Source organism: Vibrio sp. YMD68 (assembly GCF_029958905.1).
In the GTDB taxonomy this organism is placed as follows: domain Bacteria; phylum Pseudomonadota; class Gammaproteobacteria; order Enterobacterales; family Vibrionaceae; genus Vibrio.
In genome coordinates this window covers 1,569,271-1,583,472 of the sequence record NZ_CP124614.1, presented here as the reverse complement: position 1 = coordinate 1,583,472, position 14,202 = coordinate 1,569,271, and the positions used below count along the sequence as shown (strand labels likewise).

Here is a 14,202-nt window from a genome sequence, read left to right as displayed (position 1 = left end):
ATACACATCACAAAAATGTGATATACATTCCAATACTGATTGCATATACCTTTAAAGTGACTATCATTCAAATTCCATCGTATAAAGATAAAACTGCTAGGAACCTTCATGGACGTGGATGCTTTAAGCAACTCACATAAGCTTCGCGCTGTTGTACTCACTTGGCTTAGCTTGGTACTGGCGTTTGGGTCTTTGATCTTTGGCGCTTATAACTTTTTCATTTATAATGAAACTCTTCTCGCTAGCTGCCACTTAGTTTTTTCTTTTTACTCATTTTACCTCTATTTCTTAGCAAAGCAGTTTCGTCACTCTTATCGTTCAATTATTGTTTTCACCTCTATGCTAGCCTTCATCATTAGCTTAGCCACTTCCATATTACCCTTTGAGAACGCGATTTTTGTGTGGGGCAGCTTTGTTCCCGTTTTCTTTTATCTTCTATTGGGAACCAAGCAAGGTTGCATCAGTACCGTGGTGTTTTTTCTGATTCAAACCGCAATCATTACAACAAAAGCAAGTTTTGAGTCGGCATCCAGCAACAGTATGCTCGTACTGAATATTACAGCTTGCTATCTCGCCGTTTGGGTCACCGCTCATATCTTTGAATCCAATAGGAAAAAGGCAGAGACAAGCTTGTCCTTGCTCGCATCAAAGGACTCACTAACGAACACTTATAACCGCCTAGCTTTGACCCACCAGTTTCCTAGCCTGCAACGAACTGCCAATGCTCCATTGAGCTTACTCATACTCGACATCGACTTCTTTAAACAAGTTAACGACCGTTTCGGGCACTCTACTGGTGACAAGGTTCTCATTGAAGTCGCTAAGCTACTTAGGGATACGATTGGAGAAGATCAGGTGTTTAGAATTGGCGGAGAAGAGTTTTGCTTAACACTCCCCCACACTGACTTGGTTCAAGCAGAGCGTTATGCTGAAGCCATTAGAGAAAAAGTAGCGTCTCATTCGTTTACTGCTTTGGTTCCTTCAATTAATGTCACTGTGAGTATCGGTGTTTGTGAATGTAATCCAGTCGTCAAGTTAGAGGATGTCCTGATAAAAGCCGATGTAGAGTTATACCGTGCGAAGAAAAATGGCCGTAATCAGGTGATGGTGTGCTCCGAGCAAAAACACAGTGCGTTATCTTCTGTACCACTCGCGGCCAAGCTCGATTAATCCTCAAAAACCACATTATAGTTTTCAGTATAAGTACACTGAGGCTGACGGCTACACGTAAAAAAGCGGCGACCTTTAAATTCCCCTTGGTTAGCCACTTTCACGACCATTGGGCTTCCGCATTTTTTGCAAAAACGGATTTCCTTGTCTGGTTCAATCAAATCGATGTGCGCAGCAAGCAAACGTCTTAATCGACCGACCTGATAGCTGTGTTTAATCGAAGTTCCTATCAATGGAATGCTCGCAGACTTACAAACGTGCATAAGTAGCTTCTGACGGTCAACTTTCCCTTTATCAAGTTCTCGGCCATTATCCAGTTCAATCGCGACTCGAACCTCCAGAGAACGCGGATCACAGATAACAAAATCGAAGTAACTCTTTGCGATACGATTATTGGCGACAAACCAATTCTTTTTATCTGTCGCGACAGGCGTGAGAACATTAGAAAGATTAACTTTGGCTAGAACGATACCATGATCACCGACGGCTGCTACCAATGCATTGTATATCGCACTTTCTTGCACGCTAAGTATTGCCCCTTTGCGCTTATAGGCACTGTCTTTTATGCTCTCATTTCTTACTAGTCGCTTTTGTACAAAAACAAAAAACACAACCAAAAGTACGACAACTATGAAAATATTTTCCATTGCTACTTAAACTCTCAAATACGGTTAACTTATTAATTAATAAACGAAGCTGGCTGAAAGTGCCATTAATGTTGCTCATAATGGGAGATCAGCAATACTTCTTATTTTCATGAAAATCATTGAATGTATTGCTTATTTGATCTGTATCATTTCCCGCTCAATTGTGATCAATTATCGTGGTAATTGTTACGCAAATGTAAAGGCTGAATTAATTATGGAATTGAAACAAGATCCTCGTTGCTACACTGATCTCTGTGTCGATGGTTACTGGTATCACTACGATCACTGCACCACAAGAGCTTACGTATTAAAAGGCGGAAGTTCACCTGAACTCATCTTGTCGAAAGAACCCAAGACCGAAGCTGAACTGATCTCTTTGCTAAAGGCCATCGGAACATAAACCCACATAACAAAGCCCTATGCATAAAATGTATAGGGCTCTTTCAAGTAATGCCAATCACACTTACTTAGTCGATCGGTATAATTTCCGACAACGAGCTTTACTTAGACCGATAGGTGTAACACAGATTCATTGTACTCGGTTTACGTTCTCTACAATGAAATCCATTTAGAGCAACAACCCTTGTGACTGTTACACTAATACACTGTTATCCTGTTACCCTATTGCACTGTTAAGAAAATACGTACTTATCCATCATAGAGACCATTTTGCCAATCTCTGGTTTGGTGATGGTATCATTAGCGCCTAATGCCAGGGCTTTAGCACGGTTATCTTCGCTCATTAGAGAGGAAAACATGACAATAGGTGTTGCCTCATAAGCCGGTGTTTCTCTCAAACGTTTAACTAAATGCATGCCATCCATTCTTGGCATTTCTACATCAGTAACCACCGCATTAATAAGCTCATCGACGGAGATATTTTCACTCGCCGCAACTTTCGCTATCTCCATCAATTTTTCGTGGGCTTCTCCGCCATCTTTACACGCAATAATATTGTACCCAGACGACCCAAGGGTATCTTGAATAAGACTGCGAATAAACGCTGAGTCATCAACGACCATGATAGTCTTAGCGTTGCGTTTAGTGACAATTTTCTGGTTCAAATCGACTGAGCGGTCAACCGTCACATCGTATTTTTCCATACTAAGTTCAGGGTTAATGTCAGCGATAATTTTTTCAAAATCCAAAATCATGATCAGATTGCCGTCTTTTCTGACCACAGCCACCACACAATCTTGCTCGCCAGCTTCAAGGAACTGACTCGGAGACTCAACATCATTCCATGAAATACGATGAATACGGCTGATACTGTCAATAAGGAAGCCATTGGTCATTCGATTAAAGTCAGTCACTATGACAAACTTTTTCTCTAATTCTGCTTTCGTGGGTACACCTAACCAGCCGGCTAGATCAACCAAGGGCGTCAATATATCACGGGAAGAAAAAACACCAACCATATGAGGCTGGGCGTTAGGGTAGTCTGTGGTATCGGGCACTTGAATTACTTCACGTACTTTCGCAACGTTTATCCCGTAGTAACACGTTTTAGTGCTCCCATCAGGCAACTGCTTTTCCAAATGAAACTCAATAATTTCAAGTTCATTGGTACCACTCTCAGTTAAAATTGTACTGCTGCTCTGGCTCATGCTGTCACATCTGTCTTCAAAGTAGAATTATTGGTATTTATTAATAATAGCATCGTATTGGTTAATACCACTGTCATTAATAGTAGTTTTAACCTTATCAATAGCTTGTTGCAACTCATCAATAAGGTTTGTATCGACATCTTTGTTGAAAGCACAATAAAGCTCACCTTCTTTCGATACGCAAATTGCAATACACCGCAGGAAAGATACTGATTAAAAGGCACAGACGATGTCGAAATCATCGACTTTGACCCTGCTTATGACATCCACCCTTTCGCCATGTTCTCTATCATCGGCTTCTCTACTATCGGCTTCATATCGGCTTCTTATTGTCGGCTAAAAAGAGAACGTTGCTAATACTATACTGCTACTCTAACATCGTTTGATCGCCAGATATCTAAGGTGAACAAAGTTGATTATCGCATGAGTTTTCTATAGCAACGTTCTGGCCTTCCCACTGTTCCATAGTTTAGGTCTGCTTCTAATTCTCCGGAACTGATCAAGTATTCAAGATAGCGTCTAGCTGTGGTTCGACTTGCTCCGATACTTTCTCCGGCTTCATCCGCCGTTAAACTGGCAGGGTGCAAAAACAAATTTCTAATTTTGTCTAACGTGACACTATCGATACCTTTTGGTAGTCGTTGGGCACTATTTTCCGTTGTGCTTGAAGATTGCAGCATTTTATCGACTAAGTTTTGATTCAAATCATCGGCGTTACTGAGTTCGCTTTTCTGTACATGATATTTTTTAAGTGCGGCTTCGAGACGAGGAAACATAACCGGCTTGAGTAAGTAATCGACCACGCCTCCGCGCATTGCTTGTTGCAACGTATCTACATCTCGAGCAGCCGTGATTAAAATTACATCACAACCTTGATTACTGCCTCGAACACTGTTCAGAATATCTAGGCCAGTCCCATCGGGTAAATACACATCAAGCAGCACCAAATCAGGCTTCAATAACCCTAGCTGAAGTTCCGCTTCAGCTTGAGAGGTCGCAATACCGACCACTTCAAATCCATCCATTTGTGAGAGATATCGATGATGAAGTTCAGCAATCGCTATATCATCTTCAATGATCATAACTCGGGTTTGCTCGTTCATCTCTTTTCATCCTTCGGCAGATAAACCGTCATTCTTGTTCCAAAATCTGTATTTTCCATCATTTCCAATTGACCGAAATATTTTAGCGTCAGTTGATTCACTAAATGCAGGCCAACCCCTCTATTTTGACTCGCCTTCGTAGAGACCCCTTTTTTTAGTAATTCATTTCTTGTGACATGGTTGGGGAACCCTATGCCTTGGTCTGTCACTTCCAATATGATCTCACTACCATAATCACTCACCGAGACCTCGATGCTACGTCTGTCATTTTGGTCCTGTAATTCAAACTCTCCCAGAGCAGACATAGTGGCATCAAACGCATTATCGATGAGGTTACCTAATATTGTGACCACGTCACTGGCGTTAACTCGATGAGGAAGCGCTTCAAGCCTCGATCCCTCTTCGACGACAAGCTCTAATCCAAGCTCTCTTGCTCGCTCTGTTTTTCCCAATAACATACCGGCGATCAATGGATCTCGAATGGTTTCTCGTAAAAACTCGATCAAACTTTGATAGTGTGCGGTTTCTTGCCCAATCAGTTTTTGAACCGAGTCGAGTTCACCCATTTGGACCATCCCACTGATCGTATTCAGTTTATTGCGGTGCTCATGAGTCTGTGAACGCAGCATTTCAGCGTACGCTTTGGTTTGAGACAGTTGTTCACTCAGTTCATTGATTTCATCACGTAGTCGAAAACTTGACACTGCCCCTACAACAACGCCATCCACAATAATAGGGCTACGGTTTGCAATTAATCTCTGGTTATTGAGAAAAATATCGATATCGTGATCGCTTTCTCCCGTTTCCAGTACAATCGCAAGGTCACTGTCGGGCAACACTAAAGCCAACGGTTTATTCAGCGACCGCTCTTTATTGATACCGAGGATGTCGCAAGCGCTTTTATTGATTGATCTTAGGTTTCCTTTCGCATCTATGCCTAAAATGCCTTCTTTAAGGGTACTCATTGTCACATCAAGCTCAACGTACAAACGTCCAATTTCTTCCGGTTCAAAACCAAGAATCGCTCGTTGGAAGCGGCGAGAGATGTAACTTGAAATAATGGCATTAGCAATGACGACTAAAAGCGCCATGAGTAACAAGAAAGCTAAAAATGGCTCGATACGATCTTCCAACCTATCAATAAGATAGCCGACCGAAACGACCCCAATGACATTCCCCTGATCATCGAGAACGGCAGATTTACCTCGTACAGAATAGCCCAGCGAGCCTTGTGCAAATGAAATATAGGACTCGCCACTTTGTAAAGCTCGATCGTTGTCTCCCCCTTTCATAGGTAAGCCAATACGCTCGTCTACCGGGTGAACCAACCGAATGCCATTTCTATCGCCAATGACAATGAACGCCGCACCTATCATGGTGGTCAGGTCACGAAATCGAGATTGGTTATCAATGTCTTGTTCAGAGATAACCTCAATGACATAAGGAGACTGAGCCAAAAACGAGGCAACACCCAATGCTTTTAGCCCCATCTCCTCTTCTTGGGAATGCTTTATATAGACAAACCCCGCTGCAACAAGAATAAGGAGCTCCAGCAACCCCGATAATGTCATGATAATTAGCATTCTTTTTCGAAAACTAATTCTGCTCCACTGCATGATGGTACTCCCTTCTATTATCGATAAAAATAACACTAACTTAACAATAGTGATGGAATACTCTCTAGATATGTGAAGATGGCAGTTAGAAAAACCACGGATGAGTTAGAACGAATAGGCGAGGAAGCCAGTCTCTGAGCTAAAAACTCCATACTCAGTCATTGATATCAATAGATATAAAACTAAATGCACTTAAAATGTTGATCTAAATCAAGTTGAATTTAGGTTATTTTTTGTACAAAACTTATTAGTGCGAGTATAATTTATTGAGGTTTATAAGATGCAGTGGACCTGAAAAAGTGCAATGTGAACATGACATCGAAAGCTTACAATAACTCTTACTCTGCTTTCGATGACAAAAACGTTATCCGGCTAGGATAAGTTCAGAGGAAAGAGTGATGAAAAAGGATGTTTTTGGGATTTGTCTTTCAAAATCCATGCTGTCAAATAATTTAAATACCACTTTTACCCATGTTAGAGCGTATCAATCGCTAGAACCAGACAGGGATGTAAAAGTAATGCAAGCCTATCCTCAACTATCAGGTGAGGAAGTTCTGAGTACGATGAGGGAATCTAAAGAGCTGCTATGGAGAGCGGAATTTAGCTGTCACGCCATGAAATGACCGACATACTAGTTTCGATTATTGATATCCAGCGGTGACTGGAGCGACACTTAAGCTGGCCTTCCTCTTCTTGGGGAAGGCCTTTGTTTTTCTAATTGGACTTTGGGTGTATGCGATTGTTAAGATAATTCACCCACTGACGATGCTCTTTTGTTGGCTCTTGCTTCTCGGCCTGAATAGCAAACGTCAATGCTAGATCAAATTCCGATAGTTGATAGGCCGATTGAGTCATTGCCGACAGCATCGATGTACTTAGATCAGCGTTTGGAATATGACTCAGCTCATCTAATACTCGCTGAAATTCTCGTTGGCTCAATAACAACTGCGCAGCATTCCAGTGGTACTGATTTTGAATTTCTGCGGCTAACTGCCAATACCGAACGGATTTTTCCCAGTGTTTCGCTTGCTGTAAAAACTGTGCTTGCCTAACAATGTGATCCACATTCGTTAAAGCATCATCTAAAAGCGCAAGGCTTTCAGCCGCTTTAGCCGGCATGTTTTGATTGGCGTAAAGTTGAGCAAGTAGCGTTAGCTGTTGCGAATTTGGTTCAATACCCTGTAGTTTAGACAGTGTTAGAATAGTTAACGCGTTATCAGGCCGCTCTTTTCGCAGTTCCACACTCACCCACTGCTGCCACCAGCGACGATTATTAGGGTCTATTTCCACTAATCTTTCTAAGGTTTCAGAAGCGTTATCCCACCGCTCACGTTGCAATTGTGCACCTAAGCGAAGAGAAAGGGCTGGCACGTCGAGAATCCCACCGCTTCGCTGATAATTTGCAACAGAAGATAGCACGTTTTCCCAACGCTCTAACTGGTAATAGGATTGGCTTATTCGAAGCCAAATAACTGCTCGTTCTGGTGAGTTCGTCTGCTCTGCTTCCACGAGAGTATAGTAGTAATGGATTGCTTTTTTGTATTGCCCCTCAGACAAATACAAGTCAGCCAGCATCCGAACGCCACTTACGTGTTGCTCTGCACTGAGCACGCCACTATCTACAGAAAATTTAAGTGAATCAATCGCATTATCTGGCTGGTCATTTTGCCAATAAAAAGCCCCCAACATACGCGCAACGAACGCTTGGTCGTACTCTCGTGAGGTTGAGATAGATTCCAAACGTGAAATAGCTTCATCAAGCTTCCCATCTAAGGAATCAGCATGCGCCTGCTGAATGCGCTGTGCTGTGTGCTGACTTAATTGATTGGCAGAAGCTGGCTGAATTGCTGTCAGTCCAACCAGTATCAAAAAGCGCACCAGTACTTGGGTTATTCGCCTGGATATCTTCGTCTTAAACATCATTATCTGTCTTACACATCATTTCCTGTCTTACGCATCTTTTTCTATCTTACAAATCACTGAGAAAGCCTAAATTCCAATTTGACGGATTGTCCATGCTGAATAACACTCGCCTGGTTCACTACTTTCGGTTGATACTTCCACCGTTTGAGCGCCTGAACCGCTTCTCGTTCAAATTGCCTTGGAGGCTTAGCCTCGACCACGACAATATCAAAGGGTTTCCCTAATTCATCTATCGAAAAGTTCATGATGACGTGCCCTTCCACGCCTCTTCGCAATGCTCTTGATGGATAGTTGGGTTCAACCCGATGCAACGGCATCGCCTTTTGATCCATAGTTGACTCTCCCGCCGTGGGAGAAGGAAGTGATATTTCAATGCCTTTAACCGATGATGCCAAATCGAGAGAAGGCATCTCAATCGAGAGACTGGTTGCTTCGAATGAAGATACCGCGGCCGCCTGCGGAATGGCTTTGGATGAAGCCGTTGAAGGGGGCGGCTCTATAGGTTCTGGTGGTTTCGGTACGGTTCTCTTTCTTCGCTCTGTGGTTGACTCACTCTCCACCATGATCATATCAAAACGTAATGGGGAGACTTGCTTAGTATCTGGTGTGTGTTTTGGGGCAACCATCCACGCCATAAAACTGAATAGCCCAACAGTCGCGACCAACGCGATCGGGGTCGCCATCATAAGACGTAACATTAACGTTTCTCCATTAACATCTATCCATTACCGTAATCCATTAACGTAATCCATTAATGCTTCTCCGCTGCCAATGCGATGCTTTGAATTCCAGCCCCTTTAGCCGCATCCATCACTTTCACAACGGTGCCATTGTATGCTCTCTCGTCAGCTTGGATAACCAATGACGCGTCGGGCTTATCGATCAGAAGATGCTCTAAAGTCGCTTGTACACGTTCTATATCGACAAGACGTTTGTCGATGAAAATATCATTGGCTGATGTAATCGCAATGAACACACCCGCGTTATTCTGGCTCACCGCACTGGAGGCTTGAGGGCGATTCACTTCAACACCAGATTCTCGAACAAACGAACTGGTTACGATAAAGAAAATTAACATGATGAAAACAATATCCAGCATCGATGTCATGTCAATATGAGCATCTTCTTGTTTTGCATGGCGTCTGCCTAATCTCATCGATAGATCCTCATCGATAGCTCCTTAATGACTTTTCCAATTTAAGTAACGCATAGTGACTTCTTTTTGTTAAACGGGAATGTATGAATACTCCAGCTAGAGCGGCGACCATTCCTGCCATCGTCGGTAAGGTCGCAAGAGAAATACCGGACGCCATCAGTTTGGGGTCGCTACTCCCTTGATTCGCCATAACATCAAACACCGAAATCATTCCCGTGACCGTACCTAACAAACCGAGCATTGGGCATATCGCAACCAGTACTTTAATAAAATTGATGTACTTAAACAGCGATATTCTCGCTTGAGAGATCCAACCATCACGCATCGCCAATGCATACCAGGAAGCGTGATCATTTCGCTGTTGCCAAGCTTGTATCCATTTCTGTTTTTCTTTAGGAAAAACCCACAACAAAAAATAGAACCGTTCAACGACAAATAACCAGGTCAGAACTACGACCACAGCAAGCCACCAAAGGACCTGCCCGCCTCGGTTCATAAAGTCCCAGATAGAATCAAGATCCAACGTCGCGAGCAGACCGGTCATCATGCTGCGCTCTTAGCCACAAGGTTCACGCAACCGCCATCTTGTTCGGCCTGCTCAGCCACAAGTCCAATGCCTTGTTTCTCCAGAATGTTACGGATATTTTCCGCTTGAGTACTCAAGATATTGTGGGCAAGTAACAAGGGCATGGCCGCAACAAGTCCTAGAACTGTGGTTACAAGTGCCATAGAGATCCCACCCGCCATGACTTTCGGATCACTGTTCCCAAAGTGTGTAATGACCTGGAACGTTTCAATCATCCCTGTGACCGTGCCTAATAAACCTAACATCGGGGCCAACGCAGCAAATAACTTTAAGGTGGAAAGACCCTTTTCGAGGTGAGTCTGCTCATCGACAACGGCCTCCAGTAAACGCAATTCTAGGGCTTCAACTGTCCGATTACCGTCTTTTTGATACACAGAAAGAACCCGCCCTAAAGGGTTGTTACTGATTTGATTTGGGTTTCGCAGCTGCTTACGTATTTTGTACTGTGTGCTCGCTAGAATAACTCCGCGATAAAGAGCTATCACAAGACCAATCAATAGAAGCCCTAGAATGATTTTGCCAACCACACCACCCGCTTCAAGACGATCTCGCAGTGATGGCTCTAACTCTTTCTGTGCCAAAATAACACCCCGTGATGGATCTATCGACCAGATGCTAACATCACTCTCAATACTCTTAGTCCCCACACTTTCCTGCATAAGGCTCTCAAGAGCCGAAACGCTTGGTATTGATTCGGGTTGGTTGGAATAATAGGAAGCATGCTGGCGGGCGCTGTTCCAGTTCAAATACCCTTGTTCACCGACAAGCGCAAAGGATCCCATTCTAAACACATCTTCTGTATTCACCTGTCCTTCCATTGTCAATACAGGCACTGTGACCCGGGTAAGTTGAGCGCTCGCACGAATTTGTTCATCCATGCTTAGCCACAAGCCTCTTAGCTCTGCCATTGATGGTAACGCTTGTGCATCAATAATCGCATCGATCGCTGGCGAATGCTGGTTAGCATCAATAGCCGTCACCGAGTGATTAACCTCCGGTTCCACTTGCTTTGTTACCTGGCGAACGACACCAAATAATTCACCTAAGCTTCCTGCTTCTAAACGAAGTTGTTCTTCTAATCGAGAAAGTCTCTCTTCATTGCGGCTAAACGTCTGCGCAAGCTCATCGGTTAGCTTTTGTATGTCCGCTATCTTGGCTTCCAGATCTTTTTTTGACGCCACCAACTTCGCTTCTGTTTGAATAAATTGACGCTGACGAGCTTCTTCTTCGCGCTTTTGCTTCAAGTTATCAGCCTTCGCTTGCTCGACCAATTGTGGTGTAGCCTTTGCTGATGCTGACATAAAGGCAAATGACAGCCCTAGAGCGAGTGAAATCGTTAAAACGAGCGTTTTCATTGGGCCACCTCATCTGCTTGTGGTTTGTCGGCCGGTGCATATGTTGCAGATGAATATGTTGTCGATGAATAGTTAGCCGATAACGGGTTCAACGCCACATGTTTAAAACCAGTAGTATCAAAAGTGAATGGCAATAATAAAAGACTCGGCGGAGATTGATTGTTCGCTACTCGATACGCGTCATCAAATTGGGCGTTGTTGGACGTATCAAGTGCCTGCCAGCTATTCGTTGCTCGATTCCATGACCAATATTCAGATCCGGAACGATTTCTGGCCATGAGCGATATTCGACCTAAATAAAGCAGTTCAGCTTCTATACGCTGCGTATCGGAAATCGATATTTGATCGTTATAAACACCAAGCTTTGTGCCGTAGTCTAGTTCAATTTGATAGGCCTCTAGAATCCGGCGATATTTTTCAGCGTCGCTGACATTGGACTCGCTCATCATTGACGTCAGCGATGCCACTCGCTCAAGTCTCGCATTTTGGCGAAGCGGGATGTCCTCTTCAACGATCTGATTGAGGCCGTCTAACATTTGATACATGAGCGGGATGATACCTTGTCGAGTATCTTGTATTTGTTCAATTTGAGATTCAAGGCTGGCCGCTTCTTTCTGCTGATTGTCGACCATGCTAGATAGATGATTTCGATACACTCTGAGGTTCTCGAACTCTTTTTGTAGGATTGCGATGTCGGCTTTTAAAGCCTGTGAAGATGCGTAACTTTTATCAATGAGCGTTTGGCTATCGCTCAAGTGTTGATGGGTCTCGCTTTGAATGGCTTTTGCATCAGACAAACCTGTCGCAAAGGCTGAGGATGACAACAGTAATGTCACTGTACATGCACACACTTTAAGAAATTTCATAACCTAATTCACTTTGTTCCATCTGAGTTGTTTCTTCGTTGTCGTTTTCACTAAGCCCACTATTTTCACTACGCCCACATCTTTAATGGCTATCTGTTTCTTACTAAGTAGCTGACTATGGAGAACTGACTATGTGTTGTGAAAAACAATCATAAGCCACTGATTCTATGAAGCTTAAAAACATCCAGCGCAAAAAAGATCAACCAGCCTAGACTGTTTATAAATACATGTAAAAAAGCACATTATTGATAAGGCTAAGGATACAGCGCTTGCTGTAGCGAAACAATCATCTAACGATTAGGCATTATACCCTCAATCATGCGAATGACAATTATTATCATATGTATAATTACGACAAATTTGAAAGATTATTCATCGTCCAATCAAACAAGGGAGAACCGTTGTTGTAACTTCTGACAATATTAAAACAAACAATAAACCGCTGGTTTTATTGATCTTTAACACCCCCTTTCATTGAATCCATATTCAAGGTCTACCTACTAAATTAGTTGAGAACACAGAAGCCCATCACACATGTATCAATATACGTTTGGCTTATCTGCTCAGAATTTGCTAGGTTTAAAGTACATAGTGATTGGAAAGGTATAAATATATGAAAGTAAATGTTCAAACACATCATGTATCCATTAATGAAGACTCACGTAAAGAAATTGAAAGTAAATTCGATAAGATAACAGCTCACTTTCCTCACCTGATAAGCTGTGACATCATCATCACTAAAGAGCACGGTACGCACGAAGTCGAGATTTTCACCAATTATGAGGGTGTAAGAATTTCAGCCAAATCCACAAACGACGTCATGTACCCTGCTATCTCTGCGACCTTAAAAAAACTCGAGACTGGGCTGCGTAACCGTAAAGGGCAATTGAAAGCGGATCTGCACGAAAAACCAACCAGTACCAAACCTGAAATCGCGTCAGATATAATCCAAGAAATGAAGCTTGTTTAACCATAAATAAGTCACCTGTTTCCATAAAGCCAGCAATACACTGCTGGCTTTTTCAGTTTTATACTCGTATGAACTTCGATGCGACTATGTTTACCCATACATATCGTAATAATGAACAACTACCAGTAATGAACATGTAACCATAATTAACGAGGTACTATGGATAAAAACGTCAAAGATAAGTGGGACAGTTACCCAGCCAATATAGCCCCTGTCATTCGCCACCTCAGAGAGCTCATCCTACTAGTCGCTAAAGAAGAAGACTTAGGTACGGTTGAAGAAACATTAAAATGGAATGAACTCAGCTATAGCGTCAAATCAGGTAGCCCGATTCGCCTAGACTGGAAGTTGAAAACGCCTCACCATTGTTATATGTATTTCCATTGCCAAACAAAACTGGTTGATACGTTTCGCGAGCTATATGACGGTGTGTTGCAATTTCAAGGCAACAGAGCCATGGTAATCGCGATCGAAGAATTATATATTGAGGACTCTTTACCTGAGGCTCAAATCAAACACTGTCTAAAATTGGCGCTGACTTATCAAAAAGTCAAACATCTCCCCTTGCTTGGGGCTTGATAACACTCATTAAATAGGATGTCTTCATGAATTACCCCAGCAACACGATACTTAGTGAATCCTTGGAAACTGCCTATTTTTGGGATAGTCATTCAACCAAAGTTAAATATGAAGGGCAAACAGCGTTAGAAGTGTATCTAACCGTTGCCAAAAACACCCCAACCTGGGTGGCTAAACTGATGTCTTTACGCAATCAAATCGTGTCTAAATTGGGGTTAAAGCATCTCGGAAGTATGGATGAATTTGACCATAGCACTCCCAGTGAGCACTATAAAGTTGGCGATATGATTGGTATTTTCAAATTGGTTTCTAGCAGCGAACATGAAGTCGTATTAGAAGACTGTGACAAGCACCTAGATGTCCGTATTTCCTTCTTAATAGATCCCAATGGTAATGGGGGAAATGGTGATGAAGCCGTTGTCCATGCAACGACTGTCGTGCACATCAATAACGTTTTTGGCAAGATCTACATGTTCTTTGTTGCCCCTGTCCATAAACTCATTGTTCCTAGTTCATTAAAGCAACTAGCACGATAACCATTCTTTAAAGACATAATTGAGGTGGGGAGTGAGTCCCCAACACGTAATGTGCGGAGACTTAAAGGCCTAAGAAGTTTGAGTCTTA

Annotated in this window: 16 protein-coding genes; 6 read left to right on the top strand and 10 right to left on the bottom strand. The window is 42.8% G+C overall.

Translation table 11 applies throughout. From position 1 onward, the window contains the following. Window positions 1-108: 108 nt before the first annotated feature. On the top strand, window positions 109-1,170 hold the full coding sequence (locus tag QF117_RS13315) for a GGDEF domain-containing protein (protein ID WP_282389368.1): 1,062 nt from the start codon (window positions 109-111) through the stop codon (window positions 1,168-1,170). On the opposite strand, the gene QF117_RS13310 is transcribed toward QF117_RS13315, so the two are convergent. Further along, window positions 1,167-1,817, bottom strand: a complete 651-nt coding sequence (locus QF117_RS13310; protein ID WP_282389367.1) for a DUF2726 domain-containing protein — start codon at window positions 1,815-1,817, stop codon at window positions 1,167-1,169. The genes QF117_RS13315 and QF117_RS13310 overlap by 4 nt on opposite strands. A gap of 214 nt (window positions 1,818-2,031) precedes the next feature. On the opposite strand from QF117_RS13310, the gene QF117_RS13305 reads away from it, so the two are divergent. Then, complete coding sequence (locus QF117_RS13305) at window positions 2,032-2,217, top strand: hypothetical protein (protein WP_282389366.1); 186 nt, start codon at window positions 2,032-2,034, stop codon at window positions 2,215-2,217. Between the two features lie 232 nt (window positions 2,218-2,449). Here the strand turns inward: QF117_RS13305 and QF117_RS13300 are convergent, their stop codons facing one another. From QF117_RS13300 to QF117_RS13290, 3 genes are all read right to left on the bottom strand, one after another. After that, window positions 2,450-3,424, bottom strand: a complete 975-nt coding sequence (locus tag QF117_RS13300) for a chemotaxis protein (protein ID WP_282389365.1) — start codon at window positions 3,422-3,424, stop codon at window positions 2,450-2,452. Window positions 3,425-3,840: 416 nt separating this feature from the next. Next, window positions 3,841-4,527, bottom strand: coding sequence for a response regulator (locus QF117_RS13295; protein WP_282389364.1), 687 nt, complete (start codon window positions 4,525-4,527; stop codon window positions 3,841-3,843). Then, complete coding sequence (locus tag QF117_RS13290; RefSeq protein ID WP_282389363.1) at window positions 4,524-6,143, bottom strand: sensor histidine kinase; 1,620 nt, start codon at window positions 6,141-6,143, stop codon at window positions 4,524-4,526. Before QF117_RS13290 ends, QF117_RS13295 begins: the two co-directional genes overlap by 4 nt. A gap of 398 nt (window positions 6,144-6,541) precedes the next feature. On the opposite strand from QF117_RS13290, the gene QF117_RS13285 reads away from it, so the two are divergent. After that, the gene (locus tag QF117_RS13285) at window positions 6,542-6,766 is read left to right on the top strand and encodes a hypothetical protein (RefSeq protein WP_282389362.1); all 225 of its coding nucleotides are present in this window, start codon (window positions 6,542-6,544) and stop codon (window positions 6,764-6,766) included. Window positions 6,767-6,857: 91 nt separating this feature from the next. On the opposite strand, the gene QF117_RS13280 is transcribed toward QF117_RS13285, so the two are convergent. Genes QF117_RS13280 through QF117_RS13255 form a run of 6 tightly spaced genes read right to left on the bottom strand, consistent with a single transcriptional unit; the run spans window position 6,858 to window position 12,029 of the window. Next, window positions 6,858-8,066, bottom strand: a complete 1,209-nt coding sequence (locus QF117_RS13280; RefSeq protein ID WP_282389361.1) for a hypothetical protein — start codon at window positions 8,064-8,066, stop codon at window positions 6,858-6,860. A 53-nt stretch (window positions 8,067-8,119) separates the two neighbouring features. Further along, entirely contained in the window at window positions 8,120-8,764 is a 645-nt protein-coding gene (locus QF117_RS13275; RefSeq protein WP_282389360.1) for an energy transducer TonB, read from the bottom strand. Between the two features lie 53 nt (window positions 8,765-8,817). Next, window positions 8,818-9,222: a biopolymer transporter ExbD gene (locus QF117_RS13270; RefSeq protein WP_282389359.1), complete on the bottom strand. Its 405-nt coding sequence runs from the start codon at window positions 9,220-9,222 to the stop codon at window positions 8,818-8,820. Window positions 9,223-9,232: 10 nt separating this feature from the next. Further along, window positions 9,233-9,769: a MotA/TolQ/ExbB proton channel family protein gene (locus QF117_RS13265; RefSeq protein ID WP_282389358.1), complete on the bottom strand. Its 537-nt coding sequence runs from the start codon at window positions 9,767-9,769 to the stop codon at window positions 9,233-9,235. Next, complete coding sequence (locus tag QF117_RS13260) at window positions 9,766-11,163, bottom strand: MotA/TolQ/ExbB proton channel family protein (protein ID WP_282389357.1); 1,398 nt, start codon at window positions 11,161-11,163, stop codon at window positions 9,766-9,768. The genes QF117_RS13265 and QF117_RS13260 overlap by 4 nt, the downstream gene beginning before the upstream one ends. Beyond that, complete coding sequence (locus QF117_RS13255) at window positions 11,160-12,029, bottom strand: DUF3450 domain-containing protein (protein WP_282389356.1); 870 nt, start codon at window positions 12,027-12,029, stop codon at window positions 11,160-11,162. The genes QF117_RS13260 and QF117_RS13255 overlap by 4 nt, the downstream gene beginning before the upstream one ends. Window positions 12,030-12,642: 613 nt before the next feature. Between QF117_RS13255 and raiA the strand changes: the two genes are divergently transcribed. The 3 genes from raiA to QF117_RS13240 all read left to right on the top strand — a co-directional run bounded on the left by raiA (window position 12,643) and on the right by QF117_RS13240 (window position 14,114). Beyond that, window positions 12,643-12,999 carry a ribosome-associated translation inhibitor RaiA gene (raiA, locus tag QF117_RS13250; protein WP_017034206.1) on the top strand — a complete coding sequence of 119 codons (357 nt, stop codon included), beginning with the start codon at window positions 12,643-12,645 and terminating at the stop codon, window positions 12,997-12,999. 159 nt (window positions 13,000-13,158) lie between these two features. Further along, a complete protein-coding gene (locus QF117_RS13245; protein WP_282389355.1) occupies window positions 13,159-13,578 on the top strand; it encodes a DUF1801 domain-containing protein in 420 nt (139 codons plus the stop codon). 26 nt (window positions 13,579-13,604) lie between these two features. Next, window positions 13,605-14,114, top strand: a complete 510-nt coding sequence (locus QF117_RS13240; protein ID WP_282389354.1) for a DUF2867 domain-containing protein — start codon at window positions 13,605-13,607, stop codon at window positions 14,112-14,114. The last annotated feature ends 88 nt before the right edge of the window (window positions 14,115-14,202 follow it).

Coding starts and splice junctions, on each gene's coding strand:
- QF117_RS13270 (WP_282389359.1), bottom strand. CDS start 9,222: ATGAGATTAGGCAGACGCCATGCAAAACAAGAAGATGCTCATATTGAC.
- raiA (WP_017034206.1), top strand. CDS start 12,643: ATGAAAGTAAATGTTCAAACACATCATGTATCCATTAATGAAGACTCA.
- QF117_RS13265 (WP_282389358.1), bottom strand. CDS start 9,769: ATGATGACCGGTCTGCTCGCGACGTTGGATCTTGATTCTATCTGGGAC.
- QF117_RS13315 (WP_282389368.1), top strand. CDS start 109: ATGGACGTGGATGCTTTAAGCAACTCACATAAGCTTCGCGCTGTTGTA.
- QF117_RS13295 (WP_282389364.1), bottom strand. CDS start 4,527: ATGAACGAGCAAACCCGAGTTATGATCATTGAAGATGATATAGCGATT.
- QF117_RS13290 (WP_282389363.1), bottom strand. CDS start 6,143: ATGCAGTGGAGCAGAATTAGTTTTCGAAAAAGAATGCTAATTATCATG.
- QF117_RS13245 (WP_282389355.1), top strand. CDS start 13,159: ATGGATAAAAACGTCAAAGATAAGTGGGACAGTTACCCAGCCAATATA.
- QF117_RS13300 (WP_282389365.1), bottom strand. CDS start 3,424: ATGAGCCAGAGCAGCAGTACAATTTTAACTGAGAGTGGTACCAATGAA.
- QF117_RS13310 (WP_282389367.1), bottom strand. CDS start 1,817: ATGGAAAATATTTTCATAGTTGTCGTACTTTTGGTTGTGTTTTTTGTT.
- QF117_RS13285 (WP_282389362.1), top strand. CDS start 6,542: ATGAAAAAGGATGTTTTTGGGATTTGTCTTTCAAAATCCATGCTGTCA.
- QF117_RS13260 (WP_282389357.1), bottom strand. CDS start 11,163: ATGAAAACGCTCGTTTTAACGATTTCACTCGCTCTAGGGCTGTCATTT.
- QF117_RS13255 (WP_282389356.1), bottom strand. CDS start 12,029: ATGAAATTTCTTAAAGTGTGTGCATGTACAGTGACATTACTGTTGTCA.
- QF117_RS13305 (WP_282389366.1), top strand. CDS start 2,032: ATGGAATTGAAACAAGATCCTCGTTGCTACACTGATCTCTGTGTCGAT.
- QF117_RS13275 (WP_282389360.1), bottom strand. CDS start 8,764: ATGTTACGTCTTATGATGGCGACCCCGATCGCGTTGGTCGCGACTGTT.
- QF117_RS13240 (WP_282389354.1), top strand. CDS start 13,605: ATGAATTACCCCAGCAACACGATACTTAGTGAATCCTTGGAAACTGCC.
- QF117_RS13280 (WP_282389361.1), bottom strand. CDS start 8,066: ATGATGTTTAAGACGAAGATATCCAGGCGAATAACCCAAGTACTGGTG.